Origin of the sequence: Gilliamella sp. N-G2, from assembly GCF_002142215.1 — a bacterium.
GTDB lineage: Bacteria > Pseudomonadota > Gammaproteobacteria > Enterobacterales > Orbaceae > Gilliamella.
In genome coordinates this window covers 15,011-33,259 of sequence record NZ_NAST01000017.1, presented here as the reverse complement: position 1 = coordinate 33,259, position 18,249 = coordinate 15,011, and the positions used below count along the sequence as shown (strand labels likewise).

Below are 18,249 nucleotides of genomic sequence, written 5' to 3'. Positions count from 1 at the left end.
GTTAACTTGTTATTAACAATTTAATTTAAGCTTATTAATTGCTAGGTTAAATGTTTATGCTTGGTTCTTAACTTCCCCAACATTATTTATCTGGATAATGTTGGGAATGCGATACACTTATTTAAATAAACCATTGGTTTCAATAAATTCAATGACTTTATCTAATCCTTGTTTCGTCCTTAAATTAGTAAATGCCCATGGTTTATCAATGCGCATTTTATTGGTATCAGATTCCATCACTGCTAAAGAAGCACCGACATACGGTGCGAGATCAATTTTATTAATAACTAAAAAGTCTGATTTAGTTATACCAGGACCTCCTTTTCGTGGAATTTTTTCTCCTTCAGCAACATCAATGACATAGATAGTCAGATCGGCTAATTCAGGACTAAAAGTTGCACTAAGATTGTCACCTCCACTTTCGATAAAAATAATATCTAGATGTGGAAACATTTCCATTAATCCCTCAACTGCAGCTAAATTCATTGATGCATCTTCGCGAATTGCTGTATGTGGGCAACCACCAGTTTCAACACCAACAATACGTTCGGGATCTAATGCTTTTGCATCGGTTAATATTCGCTGATCTTCTTTTGTATAAATGTCGTTAGTGACAACGGCTAATTGATATTTGTTGCGCATTGTTTTACATAGCATTTCAAGTAGGGCCGTTTTTCCTGATCCTACCGGTCCGCCAACTCCAATTCTTAGCGGTGTATGTGTAATGGTATTCATATTCTCTTCTCTTTTTTCTATAATTTTATGAGCTTAATTTATGATCGAAACAGTCTTGAGTACTGTGTTTCGTGACAACTACTGGCAATAGCTACTAAAGGCGATCCAGCGCCAATATCATCATCTTTAACATCATTTGCTTGCTTAATAATTGAAGGTAATAATGTTGATAATTGATAAATCAGCTGTTGTCCTGCTTGCTGTCCTAAAGGTACTAATTTGATTGCCGCCATAATGTTGCTTTCGAGCCAACTGTAACTCCAGCTTATTTGTATATCTTCTAATGACATTTTATTTGTCGCACCATACCAAGCAAATCCGGCAACTTGTGACTGTATTAATAAATTTTGCCATGGATGAATAAACCCTAATCCTTCTAGGAATCGAAAAAAGGCTTTTCCTCGTTGCTGTTCTTCAAGTCTTAATTCACTTGTTTCTCGTTGACGTAGTAAATTTCTAGTCCAATAACTAAAACCTTGTTCATCTTGGTTAATAGTACATTGATGTAGTCGAGCCAAAATAGGTAAGTCACAAAAGCGCAATGTGCTATACATTTGCTGTATTAGCCAATCTTTGGTTTCGATTTGATTAGTTACCCATTTGGCTTCAACTGCCCATTCTAATCCTTGAGAATAGGTGAATCCCCCAACAGGTAAATTTGCACTGGCTAATTGTAAGTTACGTAAATATTGCAGCATGTTTTTTATCTTAATGATGATGGTGGCCAATAGCACTACTTTGATAGGCTCCAGCTTCCGGTTCAAATGGAGCTTGTTCAACCAGTACTTTAATTCCTAATTGTGTTAGCATTTCATCCAACACATGATCATGTTGATAACGAACAAAGTCTGTAGCAATTTGTAATGGAACATGACGATTACCTAAATGATAACATGCTCTGGCTAACAACAATTTATCATTGCAGTAGGCTGTGGATACATTTTCGTTTGCAGCCAATACTTCAATAATTATTGATTCATCCTCTGTTGCAAGATAATCACCACCGCGAATTAATAAACCTCTAGGTAATATAACACCGGCTTCCTGACCACTATTAAGCACTATTTTGCTGCGGCTTTTTATTCGGCTATCAATATCTAATTTAGTACAGTATTTGACAGACTGTAGTTGTGTTTTTGTTAATGGTTTAGTCAGTATCTTTGTTAAAATTATCATGATGTTATGTTCTCTATTTATTAAAATAAAAAGTATCTCTGTGCCATTGGTAAGATAGATGCAGCTTCACAACTCAATAGATTGTTATCGGCCTTTACTTCATAGGTTTGGGCATCCACTTCAATATTGGGTTGCCATGAGTTATGGATCATGTTTTGTTTTTTAATCTGACGGCAATTTTTTGCCACACCAATCAAACTTTTTAATCCCAAGTTTTTTGCTACATTTAAATCGGCAGCTGTTTGTGAAATAAATGTCATTCTAGATAAAAAACCTGCTTTTCCTAAGCTAGCAAACATAGGGCGATAGTGTACGGGTTGTGGTGTGGGAATTGATGCATTAACATCACCCATTTCGGCGTAAGCAATCATTCCCGCTTTAATAATTAAACTTGGTTTTATGCCAAAAAAAGCAGGTTGCCAAATGACTAAATCGGCTAATTTTCCTACTTCAATAGAACCTACTTCATGGCTTATACCATGGGTAATCGCTGGATTTATAGTGTATTTAGCTAGATAACGTTTAACTCTAAAATTATCATTCTGTTGATTATCTGGATATAATGGGCCACGTTGCGTTTTCATTTTATGAGCAGTTTGCCATGTTCTTATGATAACCTCTCCCACTCGTCCCATGGCCTGAGAGTCTGATGAAATCATAGAAAATGCGCCTAAATCATGTAATATGTCTTCCGCAGCAATAGTTTCTCTGCGTATCCTTGATTCGGCAAAAGCAACATCTTCTGCAATTCCAGCATCTAAGTGATGACAAACCATCAACATATCTAAATGTTCATCAATAGTATTGATAGTATAAGGGCGAGTAGGATTTGTGGAGGAAGGTAAAATATTAGCGTAACCACAAGCTTTTATAATATCGGGGGCATGGCCGCCTCCTGCGCCTTCCGTATGATAAGTGTGAATGGTTCGCTCTCCAATGGCAGCGAGAGTGTCTTCTACAAAGCCAGATTCATTTAAAGTATCGGTATGAATAGCTACTTGTACATCCATCTTATCGGCTACATCAAGGCAATTACTTATTGCTTGTGGTGTTGAGCCCCAATCTTCATGTAATTTTAAGCCAATAGCGCCGGCATTGACTTGTTCGATTAATGGCTCAATAACACTGCAATTCCCTTTAGCTAATAACCCAACATTTACAGGTAAATTATCACAAGCTTGTAACATTTTTTCGATATGCCACTTACCTGGTGTACACGTGGTTGCGTTTGTTCCCGTTGCTGGGCCGGTACCACCACCTATAAATGTAGTTATTCCTGAACATATAGCCTCTTCAGCTTGTTGTGGGCAAATGAAATGGATATGAGAGTCAATTCCGCCTGCTGTAACAATGCTATTTTCGCCAGCAATAATTTCAGTGCTAGCACCAATAGCGATGGTTATATCTGGTTGTATATCGGGATTTCCCGCTTTACCAATAGCTAAAATACGTCCATTTTTAATACCAATATCAGCTTTAACAATTCCCCAATAATCAATGATTAAAGCATTGGTTATTACAACATCGGCAACCAAATCTGCACATAATTGGCTTTGTCCCATACCATCACGGATTACTTTCCCACCACCAAATTTAACTTCTTCACCGTAAGTAGTGAAATCTTTTTCAACTTGTATCCATAAATCGGTATCGGCTAAGCGAACTTTATCTCCTGTGGTTGGGCCAAACATTTCTGCATACGCTTGTCTAGAAATATTACTCATTTTCAATTCCTTTATCATCTAATACACCCATTACAGCACCTTGGAATCCATACACTTGCCTTTTACCAGCTAGTTCAACTAACACTACAGTACGGCTTTGCCCAGGCTCAAACCGTACAGCAGTACCGGCTGCAATATCTAAGCGATATCCATAACTTTTGGCACGCTCAAATTTTAAGGCTGGATTAACCTCGAAAAAATGATAATGAGAGCCTATTTGAATAGGTCTATCACTATGATTAGCAACTGTTATTTGAATGGTTTTGCGATTTTTGTTTAATTCAATATTACCCGCTTGTACAATCACTTGGCCTGGAATCATATAATTTACCTTTTAAATAATAGGATTATGAACAGTAACTAATTTAGTCCCATCAGGAAATGTTGCTTCAACCTGAACATCTTGGATCATATCGGAAATTCCCTCCATTACGTCGTTACGCGTTAAGACTTTTCGTCCTAGATTCATTAATTCAGTAACGGTTAAACCATCTCTAGCGCCTTCTAAAATTGCGGCACTAATTAGTGCTATTGATTCAGGATAATTTAATTTTACCCCTCGTGCTTTTCGCCTTTCGGCAACCAATGCCGCTGTAAATAGTAATAATTTGTCTTTTTCTCTCGGTGTTAATTTCATTGTTTTTTTCTCATCATATTTATAAAAAGTAACTTAGGTCGCCCAAATTCGAGGTGGGCATGCAGGTAGATTGATAATTAATGGACGTAATAACGACCATAATCGCTGTAAATATTGCTGACAAATCTGATTGTCATTGGCCAACAAACGAACGATTAATAATTGTCCTAGAGCCGTTGCGCCTATTGGAATAATGCTATCTTCAAGCCGTTTTTGTACTAGTTGTAAAATGGCAGGCTCAATAGGGTAGGCAAATAAAGTCGCACTATATGTGTAATTACCTATAGGGGCACAATTACCATTAATAATTTTTAAGTGCTCATCAAGACCTAATTCATCCGGTAAATTAATTGTTAAACAGCTTTTGATATTGCCTTGTCCAAACTTTTCATGCATAACCGGTCGACCAAAGCATAATGTTTCCCATCCAAGCAATCGACTATTTAGCGTTAAATTAAATTCAGTCGTTAAATTAGCATTAGTACCATTAAAAAAAATATTTTCTTGGGGTAACCATTCAATAATACTATTCGGCGCTAAAGTAAATTTTTGTTTTAGCTGTGCAATATTGCCGTGACTGCGATAAAATTTACTTGCTCCGGGCATAGTCATTAATAGATGGCTATCGTGATCTAAAAAAATATCCAGCTCAAGTTTATCGCCACCTACAATCCCCCCTGGAGGATGGAGTAAATAAATATGGCAAGGTTTTCCTTCTGGATAGAATGGCCGTTGTATAGTTAAAGGCCCTTGTTGTTGACGATCAACTAACTCAGTTCGCTGTAGTTCACCATTTACAAAACGGTTAGCAAAAGATAGTGATAGTTTACCTAACCAGCCATTAGCATTTTTTTGAGCTGTATTATTTTGAATCATACCGTTAAATAATTTTTTATTAAATCTGGTGTTAGTTGTTGTAAGGCGCCATTAGCGATATTTCGTCCTCGGTCAAGTAAATAAAAATCATCAGCAACCATCTGAATAAAAGGCAATTTTTGTTCAACTAATAATACAGTTAAACCTAATTCATGATTGAGTCGATTAATGATATCGCCTATATCATGTACAATATTGGGTTGAATACCTTCGGTTGGCTCATCTAAAATTAATAATGATGGTTCAATAACTAGAGCTCTTCCAATCGCTAATTGTTGTTGTTGTCCTCCAGATAGATCGCCGCCACGACGGTTTTTCATCTCTTTTAATACAGGGAATAACGAATAAACTAAATCAGGTATTTTGGCTGAGCGGGATCTTTTAGCAGCTAAACCAATACGTAGATTTTCTTCAACAGTTAGTTGAGAAAAGATTTGTCTACCCTGTGGAACGTAACCTATTCCCATATAGGCGCGGGTTTCGATAGATTTATGGGTAATATCGGTATCATTAAATTGTATATTGCCTTTTTTGATTTTTAAATTTCCCATAATAGACTGTACTAGAGTAGTTTTGCCAACGCCATTACGTCCCATTAGACATGTACATTTACCTTTGGCTAAACACAGATCGATATCCCATAAAATGTGCGTTTGTCCATAAAATTGATTGACATTAGATAATTTAAGCAACATTAACGTTCCTCCCAGTAGTAGATTGTCCTAAATAGACTTCAATTACTTTAGGATTATTTTGTACTTGTTCCATATTTCCTTCAGCTAGTATTGAACCTTGATGCAATACTGAAACAGTTTTGGCAATTTGTCTGACGAAATCCATATCATGTTCAACAACAATTAACGTATGTTTGCCCGCTAACGAGTTTAATAATTCTGCGGTTTTATCCATTTCTTGAGTTGTCATCCCAGCAACGGGTTCATCAACTAACAGCAGTTGAGGTTTTTGCATTAATAACATTCCTAATTCTAACCACTGTTTTTGTCCATGAGATAAAATAGCGGCAGATTCATTACGCATCTCCATTAAACCGATTAGTAAAAGTATCTCTTCTATCTGTTCTTGTTCTATCTGGTTAACTTGATGGCGAAGAGTGTGCCAAACTGTTTTTTTTCCGGCATTGGCTATCATTAAATTATCATTCACAGTTAATGCTTCAAATACTGTCGGTTTTTGAAATTTACGCCCGATGCCAGCTTGGGAAATTTGTGGTTCATCCATTGTTAATAAATTGAGTTTTTGACCAAACCATGCGGTGCCTGCTTGTGGTTTTGTTTTACCAGTGATTACATCCATCATTGTCGTTTTACCTGCGCCATTAGGACCAATAATGCAACGTAATTCACCTTGTTTAATATAAAGATTCAAATCATTAATCGCTTTAAAGTTATCAAAACTAACATTAATGCCTTCCAAGTAAAGAATAATACCTTTACTGGTATCCAAATCTGGTTGAGGTAGTGCTTCAAAATCTTTAAGCAAAGAAGAGGCTGATTTTGATTTTTTATTTAAACTTCTTTTATTCATATATTTGCCTCCAATGGTTTTAGTTTGTATTTTTTAGATATAGTTAGATTGATGAAACCAACAATACCTTTTGGTAGAAATAAAGTAACTAATACAAACAGAAGGCCTAAAGCAAATAACCATTGGTCAGGGAACCATACGGTGAAAAGTGATTTGCAATAATTAACTAAAAATGCACCAATAATGGCACCATATAAAGTCGCTCGGCCACCGACAGCAACCCAAACGACAATTTCGATTGAATTTAGAGGTAAAAATTCAATAGGTGTGATAATTCCTACTTGTGGCACATATAACGCTCCTGCAATACCAGCTAGTATGGCTGAAAAAGTAAAAACAGCTAATTTTATATTTTCAACTCGATACCCAACAAACCTAATGCGTGGTTCGGCATCTCGAATAGCAATAATCACTTTACCCAATTTACTTTTGATTAATTGATAACATATCAGATAACTAATAATGACAGCCATTAAGGTAATAAGTAATAATGTTATCCGCATTCCATTACTGGTGATTGAAAAATCTAATAAATATTTAAAGTTAGTCAGACCATTATCACCACCAAACCCCATCTCATTACGTTGAAACGCTAACATTAAAGCAAAGGTGAGTGCTTGTGTAATAATTGAAAGGTAAACCCCAGAAACACGGGAACGAAATGTCATATAACCGAATATAAAAGCTAATAATCCAGGTACTAGCATAATTAATAGCAAAGTAATTAAAAAATTATCTGAGCCTTGCCAATACCAAGGTAAACTTTGCCAATTAATAAATGAGGCAAATTCAGGCAGAATGGTCGAACCATTTTCTCCCTGTACAGACAAATACATTCCCATCATATAGCCGCCCAGCGCAAAAAAAGCACCGTGACCTAAACTTAAAATACCTAAATATCCCCAAACTAAATCAACAGATAGGGCAAGCAGGGCATAACATAGATATTTACTGACTAAAATAATAGTCTGATTACCGACATAAAATAGGCTATTAGTTGGGAAAAAAAGATTAGCTATTACTAAATAACTGACTAATAAAATTAGGCAAAATAGTACATAACGGCCATTATCTTGATTAAAATATTTCGTTAACATATTTATCCCTCTACAGCTCGACCACGTTGTGGGAAAAGACCACGAGGTCGTTTTTGAATAAATAGTACTAAACTAATAAGTACCATAATCTTAGCTAACATGGCTCCGGTAATTGGTTCTAAAAATTTATTGGCTAATCCTAAAGTTAAACCGGCTATTAAAGTCCCCCATAAATTACCAACACCGCCAAATACCACCACCATAAATGAATCAATAATATAATTTTGCCCAAGATTAGGACCAACATTAGTGATTTGTGATAGCGCAACTCCCGCAAGCCCGGCAATGCCTGAACCTAGCCCAAAGGTTAATGCATTTACCCAGCTAGCTTTAACCCCTAAACATCTTGCCATTAATGGATTCATGGAAATAGCTCTGACATTTAGTCCTAAAGATGTTTTTTTCATAATTAATAGCAGAACAATAAAAATAGTTAAGCTAAAGCCAATAACATATAGCCGATTAATTGTTAGCGATAAAAAGTCATTAACCTGAATTGAACCTTGCATCCAACTAGGCGTGATTATTGCTTTATTTAACGGTGAAAATATTGTTCTGAATAACTGTTGTAATAATAGACTGATACCAAAAGTGGCGAGTAGGGTTTCGAGAGGCCTACCATATAGATATCTAATGACACTGATTTCAATTAACATACCTACCGCACCACATACTAAAAATGCAGCAGGGACAGATAGAATTAACGCAATACCAGGATAGTTAGGCAATAGTTGTTGCATTACATAGGTGGTATATGCACCAATCATAATTAATTCGCCATGAGCCATATTAATGACACCCATAACACCAAACGTGATGGCTAAGCCAATTGCTGCAAGCACAAGTACCGCACCTAAACTAATGCCAAAATAGACTTGTTCAGTTTTTTCATACATCGCTTTTTTTTGAGTTAATTTATCAAGTAGGCTTTGCGCTTTTTCTTTGACTATTTGCGACCCCTCTATTGATGTCAATTGTTGCAGTTTTTGTACAAATATAGGATTAGTTACGTTGCTAAGTTGGGTAAGTAGAATTAAACATTCGTTTTCATCGCAATTTGTCAGTTTTGCGAATGATAATGCTTCAAGTAGGCGCTGTTTTACTTCACTATCTTGTTCTTGTGCTAATCTTTCAACAATGAAATTCATTGTTGATGGTGATTGAATAAGTCCAAATAGTTCTTTTGCTGCACTACGTCTTGTTGGAATAGTATTACTACTTAGCTTCATTTGAAGTTGATATTCGGCAATTAATTGACGAATATTATTGTTTATCGCAATACGTTTAAACTTATTATTAGGCACATCCAGTACTTGCTTGTTATTCCAATTAACAAATTGATTATCCTTTTTTATGGCTAGTGTACTATTGGTATCCAACCAATATAAGTTACCCTCAACTAATGCAGTGAAAAGTGGCTGTATTGATGCATCGTTTTCCTTAATCATTTCACTGATTAATTGTTGTTTTTCAGTCAAGGAACCTTTGGCTAACCGCTGAGCAAATTGGTCCGGTGGCGCTGCTGTTGCTAGATTGGTGATCATCCATAACAGACATATCAATATCATTCTTCTCATTATTTATTCCTATGCTTCTGCTCGTCATATTGATTAACCGATTATGCATTGAGATCTTTATTACAGATAAATGGTGAGAGTGACTCACCATGCATAATTTTTTGGCTTCAAATGATTAATCTTTTAGGCAAACTTTTTTACTCACATCATATTTACCGCATGTTAATGGCGCTCGCCAATCAGCAATCATTGATTTAGATCCAGGTAAATAATCTGACCATTCATCACCAACAATGGTCCCTGCTGACTTATATACCACTTCAAATTGACCATCGTTTTGAATTTCTCCAATCATAATAGGTTTAGTAATATGATGGTTTGGCATCATTACTGCATAACTACCAGATAAATTAGGTACTGTTACACCTATTAATGCATTTTGAACTGCGGTTGGATCATCGGTACCAGCTTTTTCTACCGCTTTTACCCACATATTAAATCCGATATAAGTGGCTTCCATTGGGTCATTTGTTACCCGTTTATCACTTTTAGTAAAGCTGTGCCAGTTATCTATAAATTCACTATTTAAGTCATTATCAATTGATTGGAAATAATTCCATGATGCTAAATGACCGACTAATGGAGCCGTATCAATACCTGATAATTCTTCCTCACCTACAGAAAAAGCAATGACCGGTAGTTGGTTTGCTGTAATACCTTGGTTAGATAATTCTTTATAAAAAGGAACATTAGCATCACCATTGATGGTTGATATCACGGCTGTCTTTTTACCTGTTGCACCAAATTTTTTGATATCAGCAATAATTGATTGCCAATCTGAATGGCTAAATGGGGTGTAATTAATCATTATGTCACTATTTTTCACACTATAATTGTCTTTAAGATAGGTTTCTAAAATTTTGTTAGTAGTTCTAGGATAAACATAATCAGTACCCACTAAAACCCAACGTTCGATATTAAATTCTTTTTTCAAATAATCTACAGCAGGAATTGCTTGTTGATTTGGTGCTGCGCCGGTATAGAAGATATTTTTTGAGGATTCTTCTCCTTCATATTGTACCGGGTAGAAGAGAATGCCGTTAAGTTCCTCAAAGATAGGTAAAACCGATTTTCTTGATACCGATGTCCAACAGCCAAATACTGCAGAGACTTTATCTTTTGCTAGTAGTTCTCGTGCTTTTTCCGAAAAAAGACTCCAATTTGATGCTGGATCGACGACTACTGCTTCTATTTGTTTACCTAACACACCACCTTTTTTATTTTGTTCATCTACAAGCATTAAAAGTGTATCTTTCAAGTTACTTTCTGAAATTGCCATCGAGCCAGAAAGGGAATGTAGTACACCAATTTTAATGGTATTTTCAGCCGCATAGATTAGATTAGTCGTGAATAAACCAACTGCTAGACAAGTTAACTTAATGGATGTATTTAATTTGCTCATTATTGACATAGTAATACCTCTTTAAACATAAAATTGGTGGTGATTTATTGTTATTTAAGATAATGCAAAAGTTATGCCAAATAGATGATGAACTGTTTTTTTATTTAATAAACTTATAGATACAATATTTTATAGTAGAAATAGACGTTTATGGAGTAGGTTGACTATTGTTATTTTTAGTTTATAAACAATATGAATGAAAATAGATAACGCACTTTATTTGATCGAATGGTCTAAATTGGTGCAGATTGAATATGTCTTTTGACCCAACCCTATAGTATTGATATGATTGATTAAAATGATATAAAAATGAAAGATAATCAGATATGAATTACTCCAATAAACAACAACTATTAGATGAAATTAATAAAACAGCTAAGCTATTTATTGATGAATTCAGTGGATTAACCGAAGCGGAAAAAGATAAACTAATTGAAGGTGTTGATCGAACACCAGCCCAGATGATAGCTTATCAATTAGGATGGTTAGATCTTGTAAAATCTTGGGATGATGCCGAACTTGCTGGGCAAACGCCTATATTGCCAGCGGAAGGATATAAATGGAATCAGTTAGGTGAATTATACCAACATTTTTATAAAATATATCAAGATTATTCATTACAAGAACTGATCCAATTATTTAAGCAAAAACTGACTACTTGGAATAGTTGGATTGAGTCATTAGATGATAATACGCTTTTTACTAAAGATGCTCGCAATTGGACAAAACCTTATCCTTCAGCATGGCCTGTGGCACGATTTATTCATATTAATTCAGTTGCGCCATTTAAATCTTTTAGAACTAAAATCAGGAAATGGAAAAAACTAAATTCACATTAGTAACATCATAACAATTTTTTTAAATGGATGGAAAAAAATGGCCTTTTCAGAATTAGAAAAAGAACAATTGCTACAACTTAAATATGTTGGCGATAAAATTATTGAAAGATTACAACAGATGGAATTAGATTCCTTCGAAAAACTACGTAATAGCAATTTAGATGAAATATTAAATAAAGGTGCTTTACTAACTGGATCATCATGTTGGAAAAATAGCCATCAAGCTAAAACAGCCATCCAAAATATTTTGGCTTTGGTTAATAACGGATAACTCATTGCTAGTATTACATTAATATTAATAATAGAGCCAATTCAAAAGAAATTTTTTAGCAATTTTAAATTAACTTATTTTGGAACTCATTTTCAATTGAGGCCAATAATTTTTTAACGGTTAACAAAGGTTAGTTTTATAAAAAAGTGTAACATTGATTTATATTACGATTAAAATTGCTAAAAATAGCGTTAAAAAACCCCGTTCCTCAAAATTTTTTTATTATGAATCATGACGATTTATTCTTATCTAGTTAAAATTTGTTTTTATAAAAGAATATATCTTAAACAAATATTGATAACAATTAATGTTATAATCGCTGTTCATTATTAAGTTTATTAATAAGGTTTTGCTCATTCGCTGGAAGTTTGGCAAAATAGTTAACTTACTATGTTATTTAGCGTATTCTAAATCGTTTGAAATTTTTAATACTCAATAGGGTAAAATCTTATTTTGATAAATTGTTGATAAAACAGGAACTAAATTAGGATGATTAGTCAAAGAAAAAAAAATATCAAAAAGTTATTCATCTCAAGCTGTTTGAGTGGATTATTATTTTGTTCAATGACTATCTATGCCGAAGAAGAACCAAATGTCACTTTGCTGTCAGATACACCGCTACAAGCTAACCCATCAACTGAGACCATTGAATCCCAGCCGATTGACAGCATAGAACCGAATCAACCAACCGAGCATATTTACCATAAAACCATTTTTTCGTTATTGGGTGATCCGAAATATCCTGAAAATTTTGACCATCTAGAATATGTGAATCCCAATGCCCCTAAAGGTGGGATTATCAAACTACATGAAATAGGTACCTTTGATAATTTTAACCGTTATGCTAGTCGTGGCGCACCTGAACATTATTCTGGTGAGTTATATGATTCTCTTTTTACCTCAACAGCTGATGATATTTCCAGCTTTTATCCACTGATAGCCACTTCAATTACTTATTCTGATAGTTATCGTTGGGCAGAAGTCTCGATTAATCCTAATGCACGTTTTCAGGATGGTAAGCCAATAACGGCATATGACGTGGAATTTACTTTTCATAAATTTATGACCGAAGGTGTTTCACAATATCGAGTTTATAACAAAGGGGTAAATGTTAAAGTGATAGATGATTATCGAGTCCGTGTTGAATTACCTGAAAGCGATCGTGAAAAATTACTTTCTTTTGTTGGTAGTATGCATGTTTTACCTAAACATTTTTGGCAAGATCGTGATTTTTCCGAGCCATTAAGCACCCCTCCTATTGGCAGCGGTCCTTATTATATTAGTGATTATAAAATGGGACAGTATGTGGTTTATAAGCGTAATCCTGACTATTGGGCAAAAGATTTACCTGTTAATAAAGGTTTAGATAATTTTGATGAAAAGCGTATTGATTATTATATGGATGATAGTATTGCTCTAGAGGCATTTAAAGCTGGGGAATACGATTTCCGCGGTGAAGGGCAACCTAAAAACTGGTTTACTCAGTATCAAGGCAAATACTTTGATTCAAAAGATATCATAAAGCAAGAACAAAACGTCGAAACTGCAGTAGATACTAGATGGTTAGCGTTTAATTTGCAGAAAGATCTTTTTAAAGATGTTAAAGTTCGCCAAGCAATAACCTTAGCTTTTGATTTTGAATGGCTTAATCACGCTTTTTATTATGATAGTTATAAAAGACCGTTTAGCTTTTTTGAAAATACTATTTATGCTGCAAAAGGTAAACCTAGTGAACAAGAACTTAAATGGTTAACACCATATAAAGATATTATTCCCGAGCAAGCCTTTGATGAAGCCTACACTATTGCGAAAAGTGATGGACAAGGTTTTAACCGCAATAACTTATTAAACGCCGCTAAATTGTTAGAAGAAGCGGGTTGGATTATTAAAGATGGTAAGTTAATTAATGCTAAAACCGAGCAACCTTTTGAATTCGAGCTATTAACTTATACGGGTGCGGACGTCAAATATGCAATTCCATTTCAGCAAAATTTAGCCCGTTTAGGGATTACAATGAAAATAACTTCATTAGATTATGCCCAATTGACGCGCAGAATGCGTGAGCGTGATTATGACATGATGCCACGTAATTATAGTGCAATAGACTATCCATCTTCAAATTTAGTGCTTTTTTGGGGAAGTGAATATTTAAACTCTACATATAATGGTTCCGGCTTACATAATCAGGCAATTGATTCGATTATTGCTGAAATAATTAAAAATGTAGGTAATCAAAGTGAGTTAATTTCACTGGGTCGAGCGCTTGATCGTATTTTAACTCAAGAATATCCGATGATTCCAATGTGGTATAACAGCAAAACTTATTATGCATATTGGAACAAGTTTGGGCAACCAGCCATACAGCCAACTTATGCAATAGGTATTGATAGCTGGTGGTATGATGCAGACAAAGCAGCTAGTTTGACAAAGAATAGAGTACACTAATATGTTGAATTATTTTATCCGTCGATTATTGCTAATTATACCAACCTTACTAATCATTTTGACTATCAATTTTTTTATTGTGCAAATTGCACCGGGTGGCCCTGTTGATCAAGCTTTAGCTATGATGGAGAATGGACCTCAAGCTGGGCAAGTATTGCTGCCTGGCAGTGAAAATATTCCGGTAAAGTTAACCGAACCAAAAAATGAATCAAATTATCGTGGTGCTCGTGGTTTAGATCCAGAAATTGTGGCAATGATTGAAAAACAGTATGGATTTGATAAACCGCTTTGGGAACGCTACATCAATACGTTAAAGCAATATATCCAGTTTGATTTTGGTAACAGTTTTTTTAAAAGTGAATCAGTATTAAGTTTAATTGCCAAAAGTTTACCTGTTTCTATTTCATTGGGATTATGGAGTACATTAATCATTTATTTAATCTCAATCCCATTAGGAATTCGTAAAGCGGTTAAAGATGGTTCAAGATTTGATTTTTGGTCAAGTACGTTAATTATCATTGGTTATGCAATACCCGCTTTTTTATTAGCCGTATTATTAATTGTTTTGTTCGCAGGTGGCAGTTATTGGGATATTTTCCCACTGCGCGGATTGATTTCTAATAATTTTGAACAATTAGATTTTTGGGGCAAAGTTAAAGATTATGCGTGGCATATTTGCTTACCGACTATTGCTATGGTAGTAAGTGGTTTTGCCACACTAACCATGTTAACCAAAAACTCATTCTTAGATGAGATTCGTAAACAATATGTTGTTACTGCCAGAGCGAAAGGGTTAAGTGAAAGGCAAATTCTGTATAAACATGTTTTTCGTAATGCAACCTTGCTTATTGTATCGGGTTTTCCTGCTGCATTTATTGGAATTTTATTTACCGGTTCAGTATTGATTGAAGCTATTTTTTCGCTTAATGGATTGGGTCTTCTCGGCTATGAAGCAATTATTCAGCGTGATTACCCGGTTATTTTTGGTTCATTGTATATATTTACATTGATTGGGCTTATTACCAAACTCTTATCAGATTTATCTTATATGATAATCGATCCACGTATTGACTTTGAGGCTCGCAACTGATGACTACGCACTATTCAATTAATCAGCTACGTTGGCAACGATTTAAACGCAATCGACGTGGGTATTATTCATTATGGTTATTTTCAATATTGTTTATAATCAGCCTATTTTCTGATTTTATATTTAATGATCGACCAATATTTATCAAGTATCAAAATAACTATTATTCGCCAATATTCCATTTTTATCCGGAAACCGAATTTGGTGGGCAATTTAAAACACAAACTAATTATTTAGATCCAGCGGTACAAAATAAGATTGAGTCTGATGGTTGGATACTTTGGCCTCCATTTCGTTATACTCATAATACTGTGATTCATGACACAACCAGCACGTTCCCTACACCACCATCAAAAAACCATCTGCTTGGCACCACCGATGCTGGATTTGATGTTTTAGCAAACATTGCCTATGGTTTTAGAGTTTCAATGTTTTTTGCCTTGTTTCTTACCTTTTTCACCTCCATTATCGGCGTACTAATTGGCGCAATTCAAGGTTATTATGGCGGAAAAGTTGATCTATTAGGACAGAGATTTATTGAGATTTGGAGTGGTTTACCTGAGCTATTTGTGATAATTCTACTTGCCAGTATCTTACCGCTTAATTTTTGGTGGTTATTAGGTATTACGGTGTTATTTGGCTGGATGGCATTGGTCGGTGTTGTTCGAGCAGAATTCTTCCGAACCCGTAACTTCGATTATATTCGAGCCGCTAAAGCTATGGGAGTAAGCGATAGTAAAATTATGTTACGGCATATGCTACCAAATGCGATGGTGGCGACATTAACATTTTTACCATTTATTCTTTGTGGTTCAATTTCAACACTAACGGCACTTGATTTTCTTGGCTTTGGTTTACCAATTGATTCACCATCTTTAGGGCGATTATTACTCCAAGGCAAAAATAATTTGCAAGCGCCTTGGTTAGGAATTAGTTCTTTTTTAGTTATTTCCATCTTATTGTCACTGTTAATTTTTATTGGTGAAGCAATTAGAGATGCATTTGATCCAAACAAAGGAGTATATAAATGAGTTCTCCTTTATTGTCTATCATTGATTTAAGTATTGCCTTTAAAACTGGCCAGCATTCACAAAATCAAGTTGTTGACGCTATTAGTTTTGATATTAATGAACAAGAAACAGTGGCATTAGTCGGTGAGTCAGGCTCTGGTAAAAGTGTAACAGCACTGTCAATATTAAGGCTGTTATCAAAAGATCGAGTGATTTATCCTTCAGGAGATATTATTTTCGAAGATAAATCATTATTACATGCCTCTGAAAAAGAATTGCGTAAAATTCGCGGTAATGAAATTAGTATGATATTTCAAGAGCCAATGGTATCACTTAATCCATTGCATACCGTTGAAAAACAACTTTATGAAGTCTTATCTTTACATAGAGGTATGCGACGTAATGAGGCTCGAAGTGAAATCTTACAATATCTCGATCGGGTTGGCATTAAAGATCCTAAAAGCAAACTGGCTTCTTATCCTCATCAGCTATCTGGTGGTGAAAGGCAACGTGTAATGATTGCCATGGCCATTTTAACTCATCCAAAATTATTAATTGCTGATGAACCAACTACTGCTTTAGATGTTTCTGTTCAGGGACAAATTATTGAACTACTCAAAGAGCTCAAAAAAGAGCTTAATATGAGCATGTTATTTATTTCACATAATTTGGGAATAGTAAAAAAATTGGCAGATAAAGTAGCGGTAATGCAAGATGGCCAACTTGTTGAATTCAATAATAAACAACGCATCTTTTTACGTCCACAACAAGAATATACTCAAACATTATTAAATTCTCAGCCTAGTGGTGAACCGGTTCCTTTACCTGATACTCCCGGTATATTGCTGAATGTGAATCATCTTAATGTTGAGGTCGTCACTCAAAAACGATTATTTAGCAGCAAAAAGAAAAAAATTGTTGATAATATAGGTTTTGCGGTACACCAAGGTGAGACTGTTGGAATTGTCGGTGAGTCAGGCTCAGGTAAAAGTACCTCCGCACTGGCTATTTTACGTTTAATCAAATCAAAAGGTGATATTCTATTTGATAGCCATCCTATCCAGAATTTATCTGGTAAGAAGTTATTACCATTCCGTAGCCGAATTCAGGTTGTATTTCAAGATCCATTTTCATCACTTAATCCGCGCTTTAATGTTGAGCAGATCATTAGTGAAGGTCTAATGACGCATAAAAAATTGACTAAAACCGAGCGAGAACAAGCGGTAATTGATATTATGCTAGAGGTTGGTTTGGACCCTGAAATGCGTTTTCGTTATCCAAATGAGTTTTCTGGTGGACAAAGGCAAAGAATAGCGATTGCTCGAGCCTTAATATTGCAACCGGAATTATTAATTTTAGATGAGCCGACGTCATCTTTAGATCATACAATTCAAAAGCAGATAATTAATTTACTTAAATCATTGCAAGAGAAACATCATCTTAGCTATCTGTTTATTAGCCATGATCTTGCATTAGTCTATTCAATATGTCATCAGATTGTGGTTATGAAGGACGGTAAAATTGTTGAACAAGGTTCACGAGAAAAAGTGTTTTATACGCCGGAATCTGAGTACACTAAAGTTTTACTATCATTTCTAGATAAACCACCAAGAAAAGCAACTAAAACGTTAATTCATGCTGATATTATCGAAAAAACTCAAAAAGCAGAATCACCTGAAAATGTAGAAAAAGATGAACAGTCTGATGAAAAACAACAAGCTCAGCAAGAGCATAAACAAGAACAAAAGGTTAATTGGGAAGACGCATTATTAATGCGAAAAAAATAAATGTACAACTTTGTGGCTTAGCTATGAGCCACTATTAA

Annotated in this window: 18 protein-coding genes; 6 read left to right on the top strand and 12 right to left on the bottom strand. The window is 34.9% G+C overall.

Annotated elements, in window-relative coordinates; genetic code table 11:
* Positions 1–117: 117 nt before the first annotated feature.
* The 12 genes from ureG to urtA form a co-directional block, all read right to left on the bottom strand.
* Positions 118–735, bottom strand: a complete 618-nt coding sequence (gene ureG, locus B6C99_RS09065) for an urease accessory protein UreG (protein ID WP_086359531.1) — start codon at positions 733–735, stop codon at positions 118–120.
* A 38-nt stretch (positions 736–773) separates the two neighbouring features.
* Positions 774–1,442: an urease accessory protein UreF gene (locus tag B6C99_RS09060; protein WP_370527345.1), complete on the bottom strand. Its 669-nt coding sequence runs from the start codon at positions 1,440–1,442 to the stop codon at positions 774–776.
* Position 1,443: 1 nt separating this feature from the next.
* Positions 1,444–1,911 (bottom strand): urease accessory protein UreE, encoded by a 468-nt coding sequence (gene ureE, locus B6C99_RS09055; RefSeq protein WP_086359529.1) that lies wholly within the window; start codon positions 1,909–1,911, stop codon positions 1,444–1,446.
* 20 nt (positions 1,912–1,931) lie between these two features.
* Positions 1,932–3,635, bottom strand: a complete 1,704-nt coding sequence (gene ureC, locus B6C99_RS09050; protein ID WP_086359528.1) for an urease subunit alpha — start codon at positions 3,633–3,635, stop codon at positions 1,932–1,934.
* Positions 3,628–3,957 carry an urease subunit beta gene (locus B6C99_RS09045; protein ID WP_086359527.1) on the bottom strand — a complete coding sequence of 110 codons (330 nt, stop codon included), beginning with the start codon at positions 3,955–3,957 and terminating at the stop codon, positions 3,628–3,630. Before B6C99_RS09045 ends, ureC begins: the two co-directional genes overlap by 8 nt.
* 12 nt (positions 3,958–3,969) lie before the next feature.
* Positions 3,970–4,272, bottom strand: a complete 303-nt coding sequence (gene ureA / locus B6C99_RS09040) for an urease subunit gamma (RefSeq protein WP_086359526.1) — start codon at positions 4,270–4,272, stop codon at positions 3,970–3,972.
* 33 nt (positions 4,273–4,305) lie between these two features.
* Positions 4,306–5,148 carry an urease accessory protein UreD gene (locus B6C99_RS09035; RefSeq protein WP_086359525.1) on the bottom strand — a complete coding sequence of 281 codons (843 nt, stop codon included), beginning with the start codon at positions 5,146–5,148 and terminating at the stop codon, positions 4,306–4,308.
* The gene (urtE, locus tag B6C99_RS09030; RefSeq protein ID WP_086359547.1) at positions 5,145–5,840 is read right to left on the bottom strand and encodes an urea ABC transporter ATP-binding subunit UrtE; all 696 of its coding nucleotides are present in this window, start codon (positions 5,838–5,840) and stop codon (positions 5,145–5,147) included. The genes B6C99_RS09035 and urtE overlap by 4 nt, the downstream gene beginning before the upstream one ends.
* Positions 5,833–6,693, bottom strand: a complete 861-nt coding sequence (gene urtD / locus B6C99_RS09025) for an urea ABC transporter ATP-binding protein UrtD (RefSeq protein ID WP_086359524.1) — start codon at positions 6,691–6,693, stop codon at positions 5,833–5,835. Before urtD ends, urtE begins: the two co-directional genes overlap by 8 nt.
* Positions 6,690–7,790, bottom strand: a complete 1,101-nt coding sequence (urtC, locus tag B6C99_RS09020) for an urea ABC transporter permease subunit UrtC (protein WP_086359523.1) — start codon at positions 7,788–7,790, stop codon at positions 6,690–6,692. Before urtC ends, urtD begins: the two co-directional genes overlap by 4 nt.
* 2 nt (positions 7,791–7,792) lie before the next feature.
* Entirely contained in the window at positions 7,793–9,367 is a 1,575-nt protein-coding gene (urtB, locus tag B6C99_RS09015; protein WP_086359522.1) for an urea ABC transporter permease subunit UrtB, read from the bottom strand.
* Between the two features lie 115 nt (positions 9,368–9,482).
* On the bottom strand, positions 9,483–10,778 hold the full coding sequence (urtA, locus tag B6C99_RS09010) for an urea ABC transporter substrate-binding protein (protein ID WP_086359521.1): 1,296 nt from the start codon (positions 10,776–10,778) through the stop codon (positions 9,483–9,485).
* A gap of 317 nt (positions 10,779–11,095) precedes the next feature.
* On the opposite strand from urtA, the gene B6C99_RS09005 reads away from it, so the two are divergent.
* From B6C99_RS09005 to yejF, 6 genes are all read left to right on the top strand, one after another.
* Positions 11,096–11,608: a ClbS/DfsB family four-helix bundle protein gene (locus tag B6C99_RS09005; protein WP_086359520.1), complete on the top strand. Its 513-nt coding sequence runs from the start codon at positions 11,096–11,098 to the stop codon at positions 11,606–11,608.
* Positions 11,609–11,645: 37 nt separating this feature from the next.
* Positions 11,646–11,879, top strand: a complete 234-nt coding sequence (locus tag B6C99_RS09000) for a Pathogenicity locus (RefSeq protein ID WP_065614355.1) — start codon at positions 11,646–11,648, stop codon at positions 11,877–11,879.
* A 489-nt stretch (positions 11,880–12,368) separates the two neighbouring features.
* Positions 12,369–14,324 (top strand): extracellular solute-binding protein, encoded by a 1,956-nt coding sequence (locus B6C99_RS08995; RefSeq protein WP_216819441.1) that lies wholly within the window; start codon positions 12,369–12,371, stop codon positions 14,322–14,324.
* A gap of 1 nt (position 14,325) precedes the next feature.
* Positions 14,326–15,414, top strand: coding sequence for a microcin C ABC transporter permease YejB (locus B6C99_RS08990; RefSeq protein ID WP_086359519.1), 1,089 nt, complete (start codon positions 14,326–14,328; stop codon positions 15,412–15,414).
* Positions 15,414–16,445, top strand: coding sequence for an ABC transporter permease (locus tag B6C99_RS08985; protein ID WP_065614357.1), 1,032 nt, complete (start codon positions 15,414–15,416; stop codon positions 16,443–16,445). The genes B6C99_RS08990 and B6C99_RS08985 overlap by 1 nt, the downstream gene beginning before the upstream one ends.
* Entirely contained in the window at positions 16,442–18,211 is a 1,770-nt protein-coding gene (gene yejF / locus B6C99_RS08980) for a microcin C ABC transporter ATP-binding protein YejF (RefSeq protein ID WP_086359518.1), read from the top strand. The genes B6C99_RS08985 and yejF overlap by 4 nt, the downstream gene beginning before the upstream one ends.
* The last annotated feature ends 38 nt before the right edge of the window (positions 18,212–18,249 follow it).

Bases quoted from the DNA above. Each gene is read 5' to 3' on its own strand.
- urtB (WP_086359522.1), bottom strand. From the start codon at position 9,367: ATGAGAAGAATGATATTGATATGTCTGTTATGGATGATCACCAATCTA.
- B6C99_RS09000 (WP_065614355.1), top strand. From the start codon at position 11,646: ATGGCCTTTTCAGAATTAGAAAAAGAACAATTGCTACAACTTAAATAT.
- B6C99_RS08990 (WP_086359519.1), top strand. From the start codon at position 14,326: ATGTTGAATTATTTTATCCGTCGATTATTGCTAATTATACCAACCTTA.
- yejF (WP_086359518.1), top strand. From the start codon at position 16,442: ATGAGTTCTCCTTTATTGTCTATCATTGATTTAAGTATTGCCTTTAAA.
- urtC (WP_086359523.1), bottom strand. From the start codon at position 7,790: ATGTTAACGAAATATTTTAATCAAGATAATGGCCGTTATGTACTATTT.
- ureA (WP_086359526.1), bottom strand. From the start codon at position 4,272: ATGAAATTAACACCGAGAGAAAAAGACAAATTATTACTATTTACAGCG.
- B6C99_RS08995 (WP_216819441.1), top strand. From the start codon at position 12,369: ATGATTAGTCAAAGAAAAAAAAATATCAAAAAGTTATTCATCTCAAGC.
- B6C99_RS09045 (WP_086359527.1), bottom strand. From the start codon at position 3,957: ATGATTCCAGGCCAAGTGATTGTACAAGCGGGTAATATTGAATTAAAC.
- urtA (WP_086359521.1), bottom strand. From the start codon at position 10,778: ATGTCAATAATGAGCAAATTAAATACATCCATTAAGTTAACTTGTCTA.
- ureC (WP_086359528.1), bottom strand. From the start codon at position 3,635: ATGAGTAATATTTCTAGACAAGCGTATGCAGAAATGTTTGGCCCAACC.
- B6C99_RS09005 (WP_086359520.1), top strand. From the start codon at position 11,096: ATGAATTACTCCAATAAACAACAACTATTAGATGAAATTAATAAAACA.
- B6C99_RS08985 (WP_065614357.1), top strand. From the start codon at position 15,414: ATGACTACGCACTATTCAATTAATCAGCTACGTTGGCAACGATTTAAA.
- ureG (WP_086359531.1), bottom strand. From the start codon at position 735: ATGAATACCATTACACATACACCGCTAAGAATTGGAGTTGGCGGACCG.
- B6C99_RS09035 (WP_086359525.1), bottom strand. From the start codon at position 5,148: ATGATTCAAAATAATACAGCTCAAAAAAATGCTAATGGCTGGTTAGGT.
- ureE (WP_086359529.1), bottom strand. From the start codon at position 1,911: ATGATAATTTTAACAAAGATACTGACTAAACCATTAACAAAAACACAA.
- urtD (WP_086359524.1), bottom strand. From the start codon at position 6,693: ATGAATAAAAGAAGTTTAAATAAAAAATCAAAATCAGCCTCTTCTTTG.